Here is a 17,435-nt window from a genome sequence, read left to right as displayed (position 1 = left end):
ATGTTTGTTTCGTTTGGTTTCTTTTATCTTGGGTTAATTGATAAAAGAAATAAAAAGAAAGATCTCCGTTTTCTGGCTTATCTCACAAAAGAAATGAAACGAAAGATTCCGAGGTCTGGAAGTGAAAGGTCAACAGGGGCAGTGGCGGGAGGCGTGCCGGCCATGGCGGTTGGTGGGCCTGAGGTTGAACAGCAGGGTGATTTCCGGTCAGCCAGGCAAAAATGCCATCACGGTGAACCATAATGAAAAGCCCCTCACGGGGCTGATTGATAAGGCAAAAGCCGTGGGGCGAGGATGCGGCCGCTGGGCTGAAATCCGCCAGACTTAGACCGTATCCGTTGCACGCTCTGCGTATTTACCTGCGGTCCGCATACTTGCTGCGCTTATGCTGATAAAGCAATTCGTCCGCTTTGAGCATCGCCACTTCCAGCGTATCTCCCGACTGGAGCTGGTATGCGCCCCAAGAAAATGCCACCAGTTTTTCTTTGTCGATAGCGGTCAATTGTTCCTGGACTCGCTCGATAACGTCGCGGGATCTGTTGAGCGAATTATCGATAAGAATCAGACTGAACTCATCGCCGCCCAGTCGTATACCGTAGTCGCTTTTACGAATGCTATTGCCCAGCGCTAAACCCAGCGTCTGAATGGATTTATCACCCATATGATGGCCGAGCGTATCATTGATTCTTTTCAGCCCATCGCTATCAATGGCAATCACCGTAACCGGGATATTTCGGTTAACCAGCGCCTGAATTTTTTGTTCCAGTTCAGGAGTAATCACTTTGCGATTATACAGGCCGGTCATGGCGTCAGTGATGTTATCCCTGGAAAGGGATTCTTGTCGGGTCAGTTGCTTACTGGCGTAGCGGCATAACGTCCATGTGCCCACCACATACAGCAATAACAGCCAAAGGTTGGTGGCGATGACGTAAATGGCATCCAGCTTCACGTGCAGCGTGTAGCTGGGCGTGAGGGCATCTTCGCTGCTGATCAAGTCATGAGATCGGATTCGTGGCTTATGGAACATAATGTGCGCGCCGCTTTTATTATCGGTCACGTACAGCGACAGGAATTTCCATAAGAAAGGCCTGTCAATTGTCTTAAAGGACACCACCAGATCGTTAATATTGATGTCTGTAATCAGAATGCCTTTCACTTTATCGCCGAGAAAAACGGGCGTCAGCATGCTAATAATATTGTTGTGGGTATATCCATCCTGATAGATATGAGAAAGCGTGCTTTCTCCCTTAATCAAATCATCGAGAGCATTTTCATCGATGGAAATTGTCCGGGCGCTATGCGCGATGTTAATGCTGCCATTATCGCCAATCAGCCAGTTGCGGAACGTGTATTTTTTGGTGTTAACCAGACGATTGATATAAATATAACGATGAGAAAGATCGATGTAGTAGCGGATATTACGGAACGTATAGCCGGTATAGTTTGAAAAACTGTATTTCGATAAATTCGCGCTCTCAGAGGCATGAATAATCGACATCGCCCCGACGTCTCTTGCCCACTCTTCGCACGCCTTATTGTGGGTTTGCAGCGTGCCCTCAAGGCTGCCAATGTTTTTCTTCAGCAGATTGAAACCGTAAATTTTCCCTTCTTGTTCAAGGTGCTGACAAATACTGTCTTGATTATTATCGGCAGCAGAATAGGTACGGCTGTAAAACTCGCGTGAAAGGCGGGTAGCGATATTCTGGTTGATGGACTCCTCATGGAACAGTGCGGATTTGCCGTTTTCGACCACATAACCCATATAGTGTTGTAGATCGCGCGCTTCGCGGAGCACCAGAGCGATAAAAAGTGCGGTCGTACAGATGACGATCAGCACCATTGCGCTGATGTATTTTTGTCGGGACAAAATGGCTAACTCCCTGTTGCACCACCTCTAAACTGCGCAAAGTATAACACCAATCAATACCTTCTTCCTGGATGAAAAGCAGAAGTGAACGGCGAGCCTGATCTGGCCAATGTCGCGGAGTCACTGAGAGCTGCGGCGGTAGGGGGAGAAAGAGAAGCGGGCCCGCAGCAAATGGCGGGCCCGTTTGCGGTTTAGCGGCCGACTCGCGCTTGGTGCTCTGGTGAGTAGCGTGCGCCGACGATTTCGATGGTCTCCAGCGCTCGGGTGACCTGCTGTAAATCATCCGGCGAAAGCACCAGATCTGCGGCCGCCAGATTTTCCTCCAGGCGATGCAGTTTGGTGGTGCCTGGAATCGGCGCAATCCACGGTTTCTGTGCCAGCAGCCATGCTAGCGCGATCTGCGCGGAGGTCACGCCTTTTTCTGCCGCCAGTTGGCCCAGCAGCGTAACCAATTTTTCATTGGCTTCAATCGCCTGCGCCGCAAAGCGTGGTACCTGGCGGCGGTAATCGTCTTGACCAAAGGTCGTCCCGGCGGTGATTGCCCCGGTTAGGAAACCTTTACCCAATGGGCTAAAAGGTACAAAACCAATACCCAGCTCTTCCAGCAGCGGCAGGATTTCCTCTTCAGGCTCACGCCACCACAGCGAATATTCACTTTGTAACGCGGTCACCGGCTGCACGGCATGCGCCCGGCGAATAGTCTGCGCGCCCGCCTCGGAAAGGCCGAAATGTTTGACCTTTCCTTCCGCAATCAGATCTTTCACGGCCCCGGCAACATCTTCAATCGGAACGTCCGGATCGACGCGGTGCTGATACAGAAGGTCGATAACGTCGGTTTTCAGGCGGCGTAACGACCCTTCAACGGCCTGACGAATATGTTCCGGCCGGCTGTTTAAAATCTGCTGTTTGTTGTCATCGCCGAAGGTAAAACCAAATTTGGTGGCGATAACCACGCGATCGCGAAACGGTTTGAGCGCTTCGCCAACCACCTCTTCATTCAGGTAGGGGCCGTACACTTCCGCCGTGTCAAAGAAGGTCACACCGCGTTCGACGGCAGCGCGAATCAGTTCTACTGCCTGGCGAGGATCTGTCGCTGGGCCGTAGCCGTGGCTGAGCCCCATACAGCCGAGTCCAAGTGCCGACACTTCGAGCCCGGATTTACCCAGATAACGTTTTTGCATTGAATCAGTCTCTCTTTCGTGGTGTCTTACACATCGAGTTTGCGGCCAGTCAGCCATTCCACCATCGCCGGATCGCGGTGGGAGAAGAAGGCGCTGGTAGCGGTATCCAGCGCGGTAATGTGCAGCATATCTTCGGCGCTAAGCTCGAAATCGAGAATATCGATGTTCTCTGCCATCCGCGCTTTGCGTACCGATTTTGCCAGCGACACGATGCCGCGCTGGAAGATCCAGCGCAGAACAACCTGTCCCACGCTTTTGCCATACTTCTCGCCAATTGCCGTTAATACCGGGTGTTGGAACAGGCCATTTTTACCCTCGGCAAATGGTGCCCAGGCTTCCGGCTGAATGCCGTGGCTCTGCATCCACGGCACGGCGTGTAGCTGCTGGTTGAAAGGGTTCACTTCAATCTGATTGACCGCAGGAACAATCTTGTTAAACGCGGTCAGGTCGGCAAGGCGGTCCGGATGGAAATTGCTCACGCCAATGGCGCGAATTTTTCCCGCCTGCTGCAATTCCTCCATTGCTCGCCAGGCCCCGTGGACATCGCCGTAGGGTTGGTGAATCAGATACAGGTCGACATAGTCAAGTTGCAGCCGGTTTAACGAGCGTTCGAACTGCGCTTTAGCACCCTCGTAATGAGTATCCTGCAACCAGAGTTTGGTCGTAATGAACAGTTCCTGGCGTGCGATGCCGCTGTTTCTCAGCGCATTGCCGACCTGAGTTTCATTCTGATAGGAGGCGGCAGTGTCGATCAGGCGATACCCTGTTTCGATAGCGTCAATGACCGCTCTCTCGCATTCGGCTGCATCCGTCATCTGAAAGACGCCAAAGCCCAACAGGGGCATTTCAATACCGTTGTTCAGTGTGATGGTTTGCATGAGACTATCCTTCCGCTGTTGTGTAGAAGAAGCATAACGCAAAGAGATTTATTCGATTAGGTGGGGTAATTCGCTAGCCTTTATTAAATTGATTCATTAATCGAATTGATTTGCGAACCGCTGAGTCCTCTGGACAGAGGCAAAGAGGAGCGGAGCATGTCAGGCCCGTATTGATTTGAAAAAAACGGGCGTAGATTGCGCCTTGAACTGCGAAGACAATCCCTCAAATTTTTAAGGTATCGATAACCGCGCGTAGGGCAGGCGATACGTTACGATGCGGGTAATAAATAAATGACCCATCCAACTGTCGGCTGTAACGCTGCAGGACTCTGATAAGTGACCCCCGTTCCAAATCATCGCTGACCAATTCCTTTGGAACATATGCCAGCCCCAAACCGAGCGTGGCAGCTTTAGCCTCCATATAGCTGTCCGCAAAAGCCCACTGCCCTTGGGGTTGGTGGGTGATACTTTTTCCGTCCTGATGGAGCTCCCAGGCATAGACGCTTCCATCACCCAGTTGGTAAGCAATACAGGGATGAGTGACCAAATCGGCCGGCGTTTGCGGAAAACCGTAACGGCGAAAATGGTCAGGCGTGCCAACCACGGCCATCTCCATGTCGGGGGTGATACGTACCGCGACCATACCGCTGCCGACTTCTGGCCCCAGCCGCACACCGGCATCAAATCGTTCGGCAATAATATCCACAAACCGGCTCTCGCTGATGAGCTCAAGTCTGATATCCGGATAGCGCTGTTTAAACATTGCCAGCTTAGGCAGCAGGACCTTATCAATCGCGTGCTGACTGGCGTTGATTCGTACCGTACCGGATGGGGTATTACGATAGTGGGCGAGGGTAGCAAGGCCACCATCTAAGGCTTCAAACCCGGGCCGCACCGTTTGATAAAGCTGCTCGCCGGCCTGGGTCAACGATAATTTGCGCGTGGTACGCACCAGAAGCTGTAAACCGAGCCGCTGTTCAAGTTCGCGGATGGAGCGGCTGATGCCGGATTGCGCCAGCCCAAGGCGCTGCGCGGCGGCGGTAAAGCTCCCTTCTTGCACTACCGTCATAAACAGATAGAGGTCGTTGTAGTTTTCCCGTTTTGCCATCAACCCTTCCTCAAGATATTGCCGTCGTGACATCGCAATTCATAACAATATGATATCAATCTTAGCATTATCCCCCCTCTAATCAGCACTATTTCTGCTCATTATAATGACCGTATTGCAACAAAGCACAGCAGCGTTGCTCGTCTGCAACCTGTTCCAACCACCTGTTTTTAGGGGAAATAAATGAACGTTTTCACCAGGAAACTGACGGCCGCTATACCTGCCATGCTGCTATGCGCATCATTAAGTGGAGTTACCAGTATGAGCTATGCCGAAACAACGAATCCAAATGCCCCCGTGTCGATGATCGAAAACTGGGACAAAACCTTTGCGCAAAGCACCCGCGTCGACCACCGAAAAGTGAGTTTCCAAAACCGCTATGGGATCACGCTGGTGGGCGATCTCTATCTGCCTAAAAACCGTGGCGAACAAAAGCTGGCGGCCATTGCGGTAAGCGGCCCCTTTGGGGCGGTGAAAGAACAGTCCAGCGGCCTGTATGCTCAAACGATGGCTGAACAAGGGTTTGTCACGCTGGCCTTCGACCCTTCCTACACCGGTGAGTCCGGCGGCTATCCTCGTAACGTCGCCTCTCCGGATATCAATACGGAAGACTTCAGCGCCGCCGTTGATTTCCTCGGCGTGCAAAATGAGGTCGATCGCAACCGCATTGGTATCCTCGGCATCTGCGGCTGGGGAGGAATGGCGTTGAACGCCGCATCAATGGATACCCGTATTAAAGCGGTGGCGACTAGCGTGATGTATGACATGAGTCGGGCAATGGGTCATGGCGTAGGTGACGGTCAGGATCGTTATTCTGCCGCCGATCGCCATGCCGTGCTGCAATATCTCAATGCGCAGCGCTGGAAGGATGCGGAAAGCGGAACGTTTGCCCATGGCGGCCACGATCTCTCTGTGGATCACAACGGCAACGTCAGCGCCGCCGATCGTATTTTGCCGCAAACGCTGCCCGCAAATCCGCATCCGGTGCTGAAAGAGTTTTTTGATTACTATCGGATGCCGCGCGGTTTCCACGCGCGCTCCGTGAACTCCACCGGCGCGTGGACGGCGACGATGCCGCTGTCGTTTATGAATATGCCGCTGCTGAGCTACGCCCACGAAATTACCATCCCCACGCTGATTGTCACCGGGGAAAATGCGCACTCGCGCTACTTCGCCGAAGATGCCTATAAAGCCGTCGGCAGCAAAGAGAAAACGCTGGTGATTGTGCCTGGGGCAAACCACGTGGACCTGTACGACAACGCGGCGGGCAAGATACCGTTTGAGCGGTTTGAACAGTTCTTTAAAACCAGCCTGCAGTAAGCCGCAAGACTGAGTGATGAAAAGGCCACCCGTATTTGATGGGTGGCCTGCATTGCGCCCCTCATCCGTAAGACACGGCATTCTTTGTCGTACCGCGTTCCCTTCATCATCGCCCATTTTTCGCACGCAGAGGCTGCCATGGCGTCTGTCGCTGAGGGCAATATTTAAGAGAAATAGACCATGTCTGCATTAAATCTCGACTCACCGCGTAGCGCTGGCGCTCACTGGGGCGGCGTATTTGCGATGACGCTCTGCGTGTTTGTGCTGATTGCTTCTGAGTTTATGCCGGTGAGCCTGCTGACCCCGATTGCCGGTGATTTGCACGTGACGCAAGGGCGTGCCGGTCAGGGGATTGCCATTTCCGGCGCGCTGGCGGTGCTCACCAGCGTGACCATTTCTGGTATAACCGGCAGGTTGAATCGCAAACATCTTCTACTCGCTCTGACGTTCCTGATGGGCCTGTCAGGGCTGATTATCGCTCTCGCACCCAGCTATTTCGTCTATATGGTCGGCCGGGCGCTGATTGGCGTTGCCATTGGCGGGTTTTGGTCAATGTCGGCGGCAACCGCGATTCGACTGGTACCACAGCAGCAGGTACCCCGCGCGCTGGCGATTTTTAACGGTGGCAATGCGCTGGCAACCGTCGTGGCGGCTCCGCTGGGAAGTTATCTTGGGGCCACGGTGGGCTGGCGTGGGGCATTCCTTTGCCTCGTGCCCCTGGCGCTGATTGCATTTATCTGGCAATGCATCAGCCTGCCGTCGATGAGAAGCCACAGCCTGGATAGGGGGCAGGGGGCGGTGTTCCGGCTGCTCCGATTGCCCAGCGTGCGAAGCGGAATGCTGGCCTGCGGGCTGTTCTTTATGGGGCAATTCGCCTTATTCACCTATGTGCGGCCGTTTCTGGAAAGCGTCACCCGGGTCAATGCATCCGGCCTATCTTTGGTTTTGCTCACCATCGGTGTCGCCGGCTTTATCGGAACGCTGCTGGTCTCCACGTTGCTCGGCGCACGATTTAACCTAACGTTGATGGCGATTCCTCTGCTGATGGCGGTCATCGCGCTGGGGCTCATCATCACCGGGCATCACGTGTGGGTAGTGACGCTGCTTCTTGGCCTTTGGGGGATGTTAGCCACCGCCGCGCCAACCGGATGGTGGACATGGCTGGCGCGAACGCTTCCCGATAACGCCGAAGCGGGCGGTGGGCTGATGGTGGCGATTATCCAGCTGGCTATCGCCGTTGGCTCAACGGTTGGCGGTTTTGTGTTTGATAATCAGGGATGGCAAAGCGGGTTTGCGCTGAGCGCGGCACTGCTTTTGAGCGCCGCGGTGATGACGTGGTTCGCCCTGCGTCAACAGGGCGGGATACGATCGTTATAACTCCTGATGCGGCTAGCGCGGCTGCTGCTGCGTGGCGCAATGAATGCCGCCCCCGCCGGCGGCGATTCCGTCGATATTCAACTGCACAATTTCACGGTCGGCAAACAGCTCCTGCAATATGGCGCGAGTATTACGGTCGCGGCGCGTATCGCCAAACTCAGGCGCAATGACCGCACCGTTGCAGACGTAGAAATTAATATAGCCGGCGGCGAAATCATCGCTGGCGTAGGTTTGCCGAATGGTCGACGGGCCTTCCAGCGTCACGACTTTCAGACGCCGGCCTTTTGCGTCCGTGGCGGCGCGCAATATTTCCAGATGACGCCGGGTTACGGCGTAATCAAACGAGGATGAGTCCAGCTCAAGCCCCGCCACTACCGTGCCTGGATGGGCGAAGCGGGCATAGAAATCGGTATGGCCGTCGGTAATATCCTTGCCGGCAATGCCCGGCAGCCAGATGATTTTTTCCACCCCCAGCAGACGTTTTAGCTCGCGTCCACACTCCGCTTTGCTGACGCCGGGATTACGATTGGCATTGAGCACGCAGCTCTCGGTTATTATCGCCGTCCCTTCACCATCGACTTCAATCCCGCCGCCTTCAAGTATCAGCGATGAGCGGATAAATTCAGCCTTCGCATGTTCACACACAAACTCGGCAACCTCGGCATCCTGCGTATGTTCTTGCTTATCGCCCCAGCCGTTAAAGTTAAAACCCGCGCCGCCGAGTTCGCCGCGCGAGTTGTGGACAAAGACTGGCCCGGTGTCGCGTATCCATAGGTCGTCAATCGGCTGAACCAGCAGGTTGACCGTGGGGCCGCAGAGGCGGGAGGCAAGGTCGTAATCCTCTTCGCGCACCAGCATATTGAGCGGTTCAAACGCGGCGATCGATTTGGCGATTAGCGCCAGGTTTCCCTGAACGACCGGCAGCAGATGCGGCTCCCAGATATCTGCGCTGGCGCCAAACGCCATCCAGGTTGCCGAATGAGGCGTGCCTTCGTCCGGCATTCGCCAGCCATCGCTTTCCGCGGCGCCAGCAAATCGGCTAAAGCCCACCTGGCTTGCGATCAGCATGCCAGCAGATGCCACCAGGCCATGCCTGACGAAAGTACGTCTTGTTAACATTGGAATACCCTTTATATTTATTCACCGGTTTACCGGGAATACACTAATTATAGTTTATAAATACTTAACGGCATTATTTTATTAAGTAATTAATAATAAACGTGCGTTAAATTTCAGGCGGAATATAACATGGGGAATATAAGAAGCAACCGCCGAAATTTTATTTGCGCTGGGTTTTTGGCGATTATTAGAACTTCTCAACTATATATTTATATATAATTTATATTTATCTGCCCGTATCGCTGTGAACTCGCCTCGCGCAGAGTGTGATCTAACCGAATATTTTGTTGAATTTGGGAGGCTTTTAAAAATGGCCGGTGCTGGGTTGGCTATAGTAAAAAGGGCCGTTTTATCTCATCTTCATCACCATAAATGGGGCAGGTTAATGAAAAAGATCCTGATGCTGGTCGGCGATTATGTCGAAGATTATGAAACGATGGTGCCTTTTCAGGCACTGAAAATGTTAGGCCACCGCGTTGATGCCGTGTGCCCGGATAAAAGTGAAGGCGACTTTGTGCAAACCGCCATTCATGATTTTGATGGCGCGCAGACCTACAGTGAAAAACCGGGCCATCGTTTTATCCTCAATGCGAATTTTAGCGCGGCGCGGGCGGCGGACTATGATGCGCTGCTGATCCCCGGTGGACGCGCGCCGGAGTATTTAAGGCTCAATGCAGAGGTCATTAAGCTGGTGCAGGATTTTAACGCGGCGGGCAAACCTATCGCCGCCGTCTGCCATGGGCCGCAGCTATTGGCGGCGGCCGGGGTTTTAGCCAACCGCACCTGCAGCGCCTATCCGGCCTGTGCGCCTGAAATTCGCCTCAGCGGCGGGCAGTACGCGGATATCGGCATCGACCAGGCGCACGTCGATGGCAACTTGGTGACCGCACCGGCATGGCCTGCGCATCCGCAATGGCTGGCGAAATTTGTTGAAGTCTTAATGAAGTAAATGTGAACCCGGTATATCCGCAAGGTTTATCGACGCTTCCGGGCGACAGTAAACCTCGCGGTATATTCAGAAGCGAATTTCGGTTGCTCATTGTCTTATTTATTCGTTCAGGCACATCCGTTGGCTAGACATGATTCACTTTATTCATTAATGATATGGGTGAATGTATCTGACGCGAGCGCCGATTTTGACGTCAGCCCTTTAGCCAAATAAGGATAATCCCCATGAGCGCCGAGATAAAAACGCTGGCCACCAAAGAGATTTACCGTAACCGCTGGATGGCGCTCAAAGAAGACCGCGTACAGAGAGCCGATGGCAGCGAGGGGATTTATTCCGTCGTTGAGAAAGGGGATTTTGTGGTCATTATTCCGCTGCACAATGATGAGATTTTTGTCGTCGAACAGTTTCGCTATCCGCTGGGGGTGAGGACGATTGAACTGCCCCAGGGCAGTTGGGAAACCTCGCCCACCGCCGCGCCTGAAGAAGTGGCCGCCGGCGAACTAAGAGAAGAAACGGGCCTCCGCGCAGGCAAGCTGGAATATGTTGGATACCAGAAGCTGGCGCAGGGGTATTCCGCGCAGGGCTACCATATTTATCTGGCCACGGAACTGACGCACAGCGGCCAGCAGTTGGATGAAGAAGAGTACGGCCTGACGGTCAAAAAAATGAAAATTGCCGATTTCAGAGCATTGATTCTGGAGGGGGAAATTAGCGATGCCACGTCGGTTACCGCGTTTTTATTGGCGAGCGCCAAACATCAGATTGAGCAGTCCTCCCACCGCTGAAAACATGCTGGAGCGGGGGATGTCTGCGTATCGTTTACAGACATCTGGCTCCGGCCTGATACTTACTCTTTCCAGCTTGATTCACGAATGATGCGGCAGAAGTTGCCCGGTACAAATGCCGCCTCTTTATCGGCAATCACATCCGCCTTCACGTTGCCAAACGTGGTCTGCGGTTTGCCTTTGATCCCATCATAAAACGCGTTGATGATTTGCTCTTTAAACTGCGGCTGACGCGGGTGCTGTTGCACCACGGCTTCGCGGCTAGCATCGCTGACCGACGCATAGTCGATACCCAGCACATCCATCTCCACGCCGGCGGTCAACAGCGCGATTTCCGGCGCCATAAATTCGGGGATCCCCGGCGTGGTGTGCAGCGCAATGGCGGTCCACACTTTATCGATATCCGCCGGTGCGACGCCATGGCTATCCAGAAACGCCCGGGCGGCGTTGGCACCGTCCACTTCAAAGCGCTTATCGCAGCTACAGTGTTCGTGGGTCAGACCGACATCGTGGAACATGCAGCCAACGTACAGCAGCTCGTGATCGACCTTCAGGCCGCGGCGTGCGCCGGCCAGCGCGCCCCAGTAATAGACGCGGCTGGAGTGATGAAACAGCAAATCATTTTCGGTATCGCGAACAAACTCGGTGGCCTCACGAGCCAGTTTGCTATCGGGGATTTTGATGCCTTGCACGGTGAATGTCATATCTTGCTCCTCATGGGTTGTTGAAATGAAGTTTACCGGGCATTCTATAAGTCATGAATTGTCGCATTACGACGAATTAAGACATAACTGCTAATTGGGACTTCCCGCGATGATGAAACGCGTTATTGCCATACTTGCGGTGCCTGGCGTCCAGTTACTCGACGTATCAGGGCCATTGGACGTCTTCGCCGAGGCCAATCGTCAGCTCCGGCGACAAGTATATGAACCGGTGGTTGTTTCGCTGGAGACGCTGGAAGTTGCGTCATCATCGGGCGTCAGGCTGATGGCGAACTATCGTCTTGAAGAAGCTCAGGCGCTGCAGGTGAATACGTTTCTCCTTGCCGGTGCGCCGGACGTCTGGCAGCAGTCGCTGACGGAGACGCAAAAAGGGCAAATCCGCGCACTGTGCGAAAATAGCGACCGCTATGGTTCAGTCTGTACCGGCGCTTTCCTGTTGGCGCAAACGGGGCTGCTCACGCAGCGGAAAATCACTACCCATTGGGCCAGCGCCACGCGTCTGAGCGCGGATTATCCACAGGTTGAAGTGGATGCCGATGCGCTGTATGTCGCCGATGGACCGGTGAGAACGGCGGCGGGCGTGACCTCGGGAATGGATCTGGCTATTCGGCTGGTGGAGGAAGATCTCGGGCGTGAAGTGGCGCAGGACGTAGCTTGTAATCTGGTGATGTTTTTCCGCCGTCCGGTTAACCAGGGGCATTTTATCCGCCGCAGCGCCATTTCGCTTAGCGGCCGTAACGCCTTCCAGGACTTACAGCGATGGACGCTCGCCAACCTTGCCACCGTGGCGAGCCTGAACGATATGGCGGCGCACATCGGTCTTAGCGTCCGCCATCTGGCAAGGCTGTTTCGTCAGGAAATGGATATGGCGGCGGGGGAGTGGCTGGAAGCAGGGCGCATAGACCGTGCGAAAATGCTGCTGGAAAGCGATGCGCTGCCGCTTAAAACCATTGCCAGCCAGTGCGGGTACGCCAGCGCTGATGTACTGCGCCGGGCTTTTATCAAACGCGTGGGCATGACGCCGTCAATGTACCGACGATTAAACGTTGCCAGACCGTGGGCGGAATAACGATGACGGGTTTGTTGAAGATAAATTAATCGGGATATTATTATTTTATTAAATAATCACGGTTAATAATCATTGCTTTTTATGGTTAATTTCATCGCTCGTCTCAATGGCGATCAATTTATCGCATATCGGCAATATTCTCATTATTGCGCTCTATCAATAACCCTATAAGAGTAATGGTCTCCTGCCTGGAATAACCTTATAATCTCCATCCCTTTTCATGTCTTAAGTTTAAGCTGGAGGATACATGGAGCTCAGCCGGAGGCAGTTCTTTCGAATCTGCGCGGGCGGTATGGCAGGAACCACTGTTGCATCTCTCGGATTTTTATCATCTTTTTCCGTTCACGCGGAAACTCGCCAATACAAACTCTTAAAAGCAAAAGAGACGCGTAATAACTGTACCTACTGCTCAGTAGGCTGCGGAATGCTGATGTACAGCCTTGGCGATAACGCCAAAAACGTCAAAGAAAGTATTTATCATATTGAAGGCGATCCGGACCATCCGGTGAGTCGTGGTTCGCTGTGCCCGAAAGGCGCGGGGGTTCTGGATTATATTCACAGCGAAAACCGTCTGCAGTATCCCGAATACCGTGCACCGGGTTCGGATAAATGGCAGCGTATTAGCTGGGACGAGGCGATTAATCGGATTGCACGATTAATGAAAGACGACCGCGACGCGAACTTTATTGAGAAGAACGCCGACGGGTTGACCGTTAATCGCTGGACCACGACCGGCATGCTCTGTTCCTCTGCCGCCAGTAATGAAACCGGGATCCTCGACGGTAAATTTACCCGCAGCCTGGGGATGGTCGCCATCGACTGCCAGGCGCGCCTGTGCCACGGGCCGACCGTTTCGGCGCTGGCGCCAACCTTTGGTCGCGGCGCAATGACCAACAACTGGGTGGATATTAAAAACGCCAACGTGGTGCTGATTATGGGCGGCAATGCGGCGGAAGCGCACCCGGTTGGCTTCAAGTGGGTGATTGAAGCGCAAACCAAAAATGACGCCACCGTGGTGGTGGTTGACCCGCGTTTTAACCGCAGCGCCGCCGTGGCCGATCTCTACGCACCTATTCGCGCGGGCTCCGACACGGCATTCCTGCTGGGCGTGATTCGCTACCTGCTGGAAAACGACCGCGTGCAGCATGAATATGTGCGCCACTATACCAATGCCAGCCTGATTATTCGCGATGACTACCAGTTTAACGATGGCCTGTTCAGCGGCTACGACGCGAAAAAACGCCAGTACGATAAATCGAGCTGGTTCTATCAGCTGGATGAACAGGGCAATGCGCTGCGTGATGAAACCCTAAGTCATCCGCGATGCGTGTGGAATCTGTTAAAAGCCCACGTCGAACGCTACACGCCGGAAATGGTTAACCGCCTGTGCGGCACCTCGGTGGCGGACTTTAAACGTATCTGCGAAATTCTCGCCAGCACCAGCGTGCCGGACCGCACCGCGACCATTCTCTATGCGCTGGGCTGGACGCACCACTCCGCCGGGGCACAGATTATCCGCGCCGCCGCAATGCTCCAGCTGCTGCTGGGCAATATCGGTATGGCGGGCGGCGGCGTGAATGCGCTGCGCGGCCACTCGAATATTCAGGGCTATACCGATCTCGGCCTGCTATCGACCAATCTCCCCGGCTATATGCCGCTGCCGTCTGAAAAACAGCCTGACTATCAGACCTATATTTCCCAAATCACCCCGCCATCGCTTGGCGTGAACGAAGTGAACTACTGGCAAAATACGCCGAAATTCTTCGTCAGCATGATGAAAAGCTTCTGGGGCGACCGCGCCACGGCGGAAAATCATTGGGGCTACGACTGGCTGCCGAAATGGGACCGTCTGTACGATGTGATGACCCAAGCCGAGCTGATGCTGGAAGGCAAAATTAACGGCTACATCGTGCAGGGCTTCAATCCGCTGGCGGCGTTCCCGGATAAAAACAAATCCTCGCGCGCGCTGGCGAAGCTGAAGTACATGGTGGTTATCGACCCGCTGGCGACCGAGTCCTCAACCTTCTGGCAGCATCACGGTGAGATGAACGACGTCAGGCCGGAAGATATCCAGACTGAAATCTTCCGTTTGCCGTCATCCTGCTTTGCTGAAGAAGACGGTTCAATCGCGAACTCCGGGCGTTGGTTGCAGTGGCACTGGGCGGCCGCTGAACCGCCGGGAGAAGCGCTGCACGATGCCAAAATTCTTGGTCGTCTGTATATGCGTCTGCGCGAGCTGTATCAACAAGAGGGCGGGGCTAACCCCGAGCCGCTGTTGAATATGCGTTGGGACTATAAAGACCCGTACGATCCGCATCCGGAAGAAGTCGCCCGTGAGGCAAACGGGATGGCGCTTACGGATGTTTATGATGATAAAGGGCAACTGATTGCCAAAAAAGGCCAGCAGCTTAGCAGCTTTGCTCAGCTTCGCGATGACGGCTCGACCAGCAGCTTCTGCTGGGTGTACTGCGGTAGCTGGACGGAGCAGGGCAACCAGATGGCCAATCGCGATAACAGCGATCCGTACGGTCTTGGCTGCACGCCGGGCTGGGCGTGGTCCTGGCCGGCAAATCGCCGCATTCTCTATAACCGCGCATCCGCCGATCCGGCGGGAAAACCGTGGGATGCAAAGCGTGCGCTGCTGCACTGGAACGGGCTGAAATGGGCGGGCATGGACGTCGCCGACTACGGTCAGGCGGCGCCGGGCAGCAACGTCGGGCCGTTCATCATGAACCCGGAAGGCGTCGCGCGCCTGTTCTCCCTCGACAAAATGAACGATGGGCCGTTCCCGGAACATTACGAACCGATTGAATCGCCGATCGGCACCAATCCGCTGCATCCGGACGTTATCTCCAGTCCGGTTGCTCGTATTTATCATGACGATATCGCCAACATGGGCAATGCGGATGCTTTCCCCTACGTCGCGACGACCTACTCGATTACCGAACTTTTCCGCCACTGGACCAAGCATGCGTTGCTGAATGCGATTGCGCAGCCTGACCAATTCATCGAAATCGGCGAAGCGCTGGCGAGCAAAAAAGGGATTGCGGCAGGCGACACGGTGAAAGTGATGTCGAAGCGCGGCTTTATCAAAGCCAAAGCGGTGGTCACCAAACGCCTACAAACGCTGACGATTGATGGTAAGCAAGTTGATACCATCGGCATCCCTTGTCACTGGGGCTTTGAAGGGGCAACGCGCAAAGGTTTTCTTGCCAACACGCTGACGCCGTCGGTCGGTGATGCCAACTCACAAACGCCGGAATACAAAGCGTTTCTGGTTAACGTTGAGCGGGCATAAGGGAGAGAACTCATGGCTATGCAATCACAAGATATTATCAAACGTTCGGCGACCAACGGCATCACGCCGCCTCCTCATGCGCGCGATTACCGTGCTGAAGTGGCAAAACTTATCGACGTTACCACCTGCATTGGCTGTAAAGGTTGCCAGGTGGCCTGTTCCGAGTGGAACGATATTCGCGATGAGGTGGGCTACTGCCACGGCGTTTACGATAACCCAACCGATCTCAGTGCCAAAGCCTGGACGGTGATGCGCTTTAGCGAAACCACCCAGAATGACAAGCTGGAATGGCTGATTCGCAAAGACGGCTGCATGCACTGCGCGGACCCAGGCTGCCTGAAAGCCTGCCCGTCCGCCGGGGCGATTATTCAGTACGCCAACGGAATTGTGGATTTCCAGTCCGAACATTGCATTGGCTGCGGCTACTGCATTGCCGGCTGCCCATTCAACATTCCGCGCCTCAATCCTGAAGACAATCGCGTCTACAAATGCACGCTGTGCGTTGACCGGGTTAGCGTCGGTCAGGAACCGGCCTGCGTGAAAACCTGCCCGACCGGGGCCATCCAGTTTGGCACCAAAAAGGAGATGCTCAACGTCGCCGAAAACCGCGTGATGCAGCTGAAAAAACGTGGCTATGCCAATGCAGGAGTTTACAACCCTGAAGGGGTCGGTGGGACGCATGTGATGTACGTGTTGCACCACGCGGACCAGCCTTCGCTGTACCACAATTTGCCGGACGAACCGAAAATCGCCGCGCCGGTAAATCTGTGGAAGGGCATTCTCAAGCCGCTCTCCGCGGCCGGATTTATCGCCACCTTTGCCGGGCTGATATACCACTACGTGGGCGTGGGGCCGAACAAAGAGACGGATGACGATGAAGACGAGGAGAACGGTCATGAGTAAGAGCAAGATGATTCTGCGCACCAAATTTATCGACCGTGCCTGCCATTGGACGGTGGTGATAAGCTTCTTCCTGGTGTCGCTTTCGGGGATTGCACTGTTCTTCCCGACGTTGCAGTGGCTCACCGAAACCTTCGGTACGCCGCAGATGGGGCGGATTTTGCACCCGTTCTTCGGGGTGATGATTTTCGTCGTGCTGATGTTTATGTTTGCCCGTTTTGTGCATCACAACATTCCCGATAAACAAGATCTCCCGTGGATCAAAGGGATTGTTGAAGTGCTGAAGGGCAACGAACATAAAGTGGCGGATGTCGGCAAATATAATGCCGGTCAGAAAATGATGTTCTGGAGCATCATGAGCCTGATCTTCGTCCTGCTGGCCACCGGCGTCATCATCTGGCGGCCGTACTTTGCCCACTATTTCCCGATTGTGGTGGTGCGCTGGAGTTTACTGATTCATGCAACGGCCGCCATCGTGCTGATCCACGCCATTTTGATTCATATCTATATGGCGTTCTGGGTGAAAGGGTCGATTGAGGGGATGATTGAAGGTAAGGTCAGCCGCCGCTGGGCGAAGAAACACCATCCGCGCTGGTATCGTGAAGTTGAAGCTGCTGAGCAGCAGCAGGAAAACGAAAAGGCATCGTAATCAGGGGCTGCCAGTTAAGTGGTATTCCATTCCGCTTTCGAGCCGGTTGCGCTCCTTTCCAGTCTCCGCAATATTTTCTGAACGGCGCAAGGAGCGCGCAGGGGGCGGCCAATCGCCGCCGCCCCCTGCCCCCCAGGCTCTGGCGGCAGAATCGCCGCTTCGCGGTGCCCTCAGCTTATGCCTTCCGGCTTCCGGGTCGGGCGCGAGGTAACC

15 protein-coding genes are annotated in these 17,435 nt (G+C 54.4%); 9 read left to right on the top strand and 6 right to left on the bottom strand.

What is annotated here, in order from left to right; all coding sequences use genetic code 11:
* Entirely contained in the window at positions 1–243 is a 243-nt protein-coding gene (locus KCR01S_RS18590) for a hypothetical protein (protein ID WP_061284560.1), read from the top strand.
* A 112-nt stretch (positions 244–355) separates the two neighbouring features.
* Here KCR01S_RS18590 and dgcJ read toward each other — a convergent pair whose 3' ends face one another.
* The 4 genes from dgcJ to KCR01S_RS18570 form a co-directional block, all read right to left on the bottom strand.
* Positions 356–1,867, bottom strand: coding sequence for a diguanylate cyclase DgcJ (dgcJ, locus tag KCR01S_RS18585; protein ID WP_244886218.1), 1,512 nt, complete (start codon positions 1,865–1,867; stop codon positions 356–358).
* A gap of 191 nt (positions 1,868–2,058) precedes the next feature.
* Positions 2,059–3,048 carry an aldo/keto reductase gene (locus KCR01S_RS18580; protein ID WP_061284558.1) on the bottom strand — a complete coding sequence of 330 codons (990 nt, stop codon included), beginning with the start codon at positions 3,046–3,048 and terminating at the stop codon, positions 2,059–2,061.
* 26 nt (positions 3,049–3,074) lie between these two features.
* Complete coding sequence (locus KCR01S_RS18575; RefSeq protein WP_061284557.1) at positions 3,075–3,926, bottom strand: aldo/keto reductase; 852 nt, start codon at positions 3,924–3,926, stop codon at positions 3,075–3,077.
* 223 nt (positions 3,927–4,149) lie between these two features.
* Positions 4,150–5,034: a LysR family transcriptional regulator gene (locus tag KCR01S_RS18570; RefSeq protein ID WP_061284556.1), complete on the bottom strand. Its 885-nt coding sequence runs from the start codon at positions 5,032–5,034 to the stop codon at positions 4,150–4,152.
* Positions 5,035–5,217: 183 nt separating this feature from the next.
* On the opposite strand from KCR01S_RS18570, the gene KCR01S_RS18565 reads away from it, so the two are divergent.
* Positions 5,218–6,354 (top strand): alpha/beta hydrolase, encoded by a 1,137-nt coding sequence (locus KCR01S_RS18565; RefSeq protein ID WP_061284555.1) that lies wholly within the window; start codon positions 5,218–5,220, stop codon positions 6,352–6,354.
* 180 nt (positions 6,355–6,534) lie between these two features.
* Positions 6,535–7,731, top strand: coding sequence for an MFS transporter (locus KCR01S_RS18560; protein ID WP_061284554.1), 1,197 nt, complete (start codon positions 6,535–6,537; stop codon positions 7,729–7,731).
* A 12-nt stretch (positions 7,732–7,743) separates the two neighbouring features.
* On the opposite strand, the gene KCR01S_RS18555 is transcribed toward KCR01S_RS18560, so the two are convergent.
* The gene (locus tag KCR01S_RS18555; protein WP_061284553.1) at positions 7,744–8,850 is read right to left on the bottom strand and encodes an agmatine deiminase family protein; all 1,107 of its coding nucleotides are present in this window, start codon (positions 8,848–8,850) and stop codon (positions 7,744–7,746) included.
* 385 nt (positions 8,851–9,235) lie between these two features.
* On the opposite strand from KCR01S_RS18555, the gene KCR01S_RS18550 reads away from it, so the two are divergent.
* Both KCR01S_RS18550 and KCR01S_RS18545 read left to right on the top strand, forming a co-directional pair.
* Positions 9,236–9,799: a DJ-1/PfpI family protein gene (locus KCR01S_RS18550; RefSeq protein WP_061284552.1), complete on the top strand. Its 564-nt coding sequence runs from the start codon at positions 9,236–9,238 to the stop codon at positions 9,797–9,799.
* A 224-nt stretch (positions 9,800–10,023) separates the two neighbouring features.
* Entirely contained in the window at positions 10,024–10,584 is a 561-nt protein-coding gene (locus KCR01S_RS18545) for an NUDIX domain-containing protein (RefSeq protein ID WP_061284551.1), read from the top strand.
* Between the two features lie 62 nt (positions 10,585–10,646).
* On the opposite strand, the gene KCR01S_RS18540 is transcribed toward KCR01S_RS18545, so the two are convergent.
* Positions 10,647–11,288 (bottom strand): HD domain-containing protein, encoded by a 642-nt coding sequence (locus tag KCR01S_RS18540; RefSeq protein WP_061284550.1) that lies wholly within the window; start codon positions 11,286–11,288, stop codon positions 10,647–10,649.
* Positions 11,289–11,397: 109 nt separating this feature from the next.
* On the opposite strand from KCR01S_RS18540, the gene KCR01S_RS18535 reads away from it, so the two are divergent.
* The 4 genes from KCR01S_RS18535 to fdnI all read left to right on the top strand — a co-directional run bounded on the left by KCR01S_RS18535 (position 11,398) and on the right by fdnI (position 17,222).
* Complete coding sequence (locus KCR01S_RS18535) at positions 11,398–12,375, top strand: GlxA family transcriptional regulator (RefSeq protein ID WP_313842941.1); 978 nt, start codon at positions 11,398–11,400, stop codon at positions 12,373–12,375.
* Between the two features lie 247 nt (positions 12,376–12,622).
* Positions 12,623–15,673, top strand: coding sequence for a formate dehydrogenase-N subunit alpha (fdnG, locus tag KCR01S_RS18530; RefSeq protein WP_072277184.1), 3,051 nt, complete (start codon positions 12,623–12,625; stop codon positions 15,671–15,673).
* A 12-nt stretch (positions 15,674–15,685) separates the two neighbouring features.
* Positions 15,686–16,576: a formate dehydrogenase subunit beta gene (gene fdxH, locus KCR01S_RS18525; protein WP_061284549.1), complete on the top strand. Its 891-nt coding sequence runs from the start codon at positions 15,686–15,688 to the stop codon at positions 16,574–16,576.
* Positions 16,569–17,222 (top strand): formate dehydrogenase-N subunit gamma, encoded by a 654-nt coding sequence (fdnI, locus tag KCR01S_RS18520; RefSeq protein ID WP_061284548.1) that lies wholly within the window; start codon positions 16,569–16,571, stop codon positions 17,220–17,222. The genes fdxH and fdnI overlap by 8 nt, the downstream gene beginning before the upstream one ends.
* Positions 17,223–17,435 lie beyond the last annotated feature (213 nt).

It is taken from the genome of Kluyvera cryocrescens NBRC 102467, assembly GCF_001571285.1.
Taxonomy (GTDB): domain Bacteria; phylum Pseudomonadota; class Gammaproteobacteria; order Enterobacterales; family Enterobacteriaceae; genus Kluyvera; species Kluyvera cryocrescens.
Note: the sequence above shows the minus strand (reverse complement) of the source record. Positions and strands in the feature narration are given on the sequence as shown.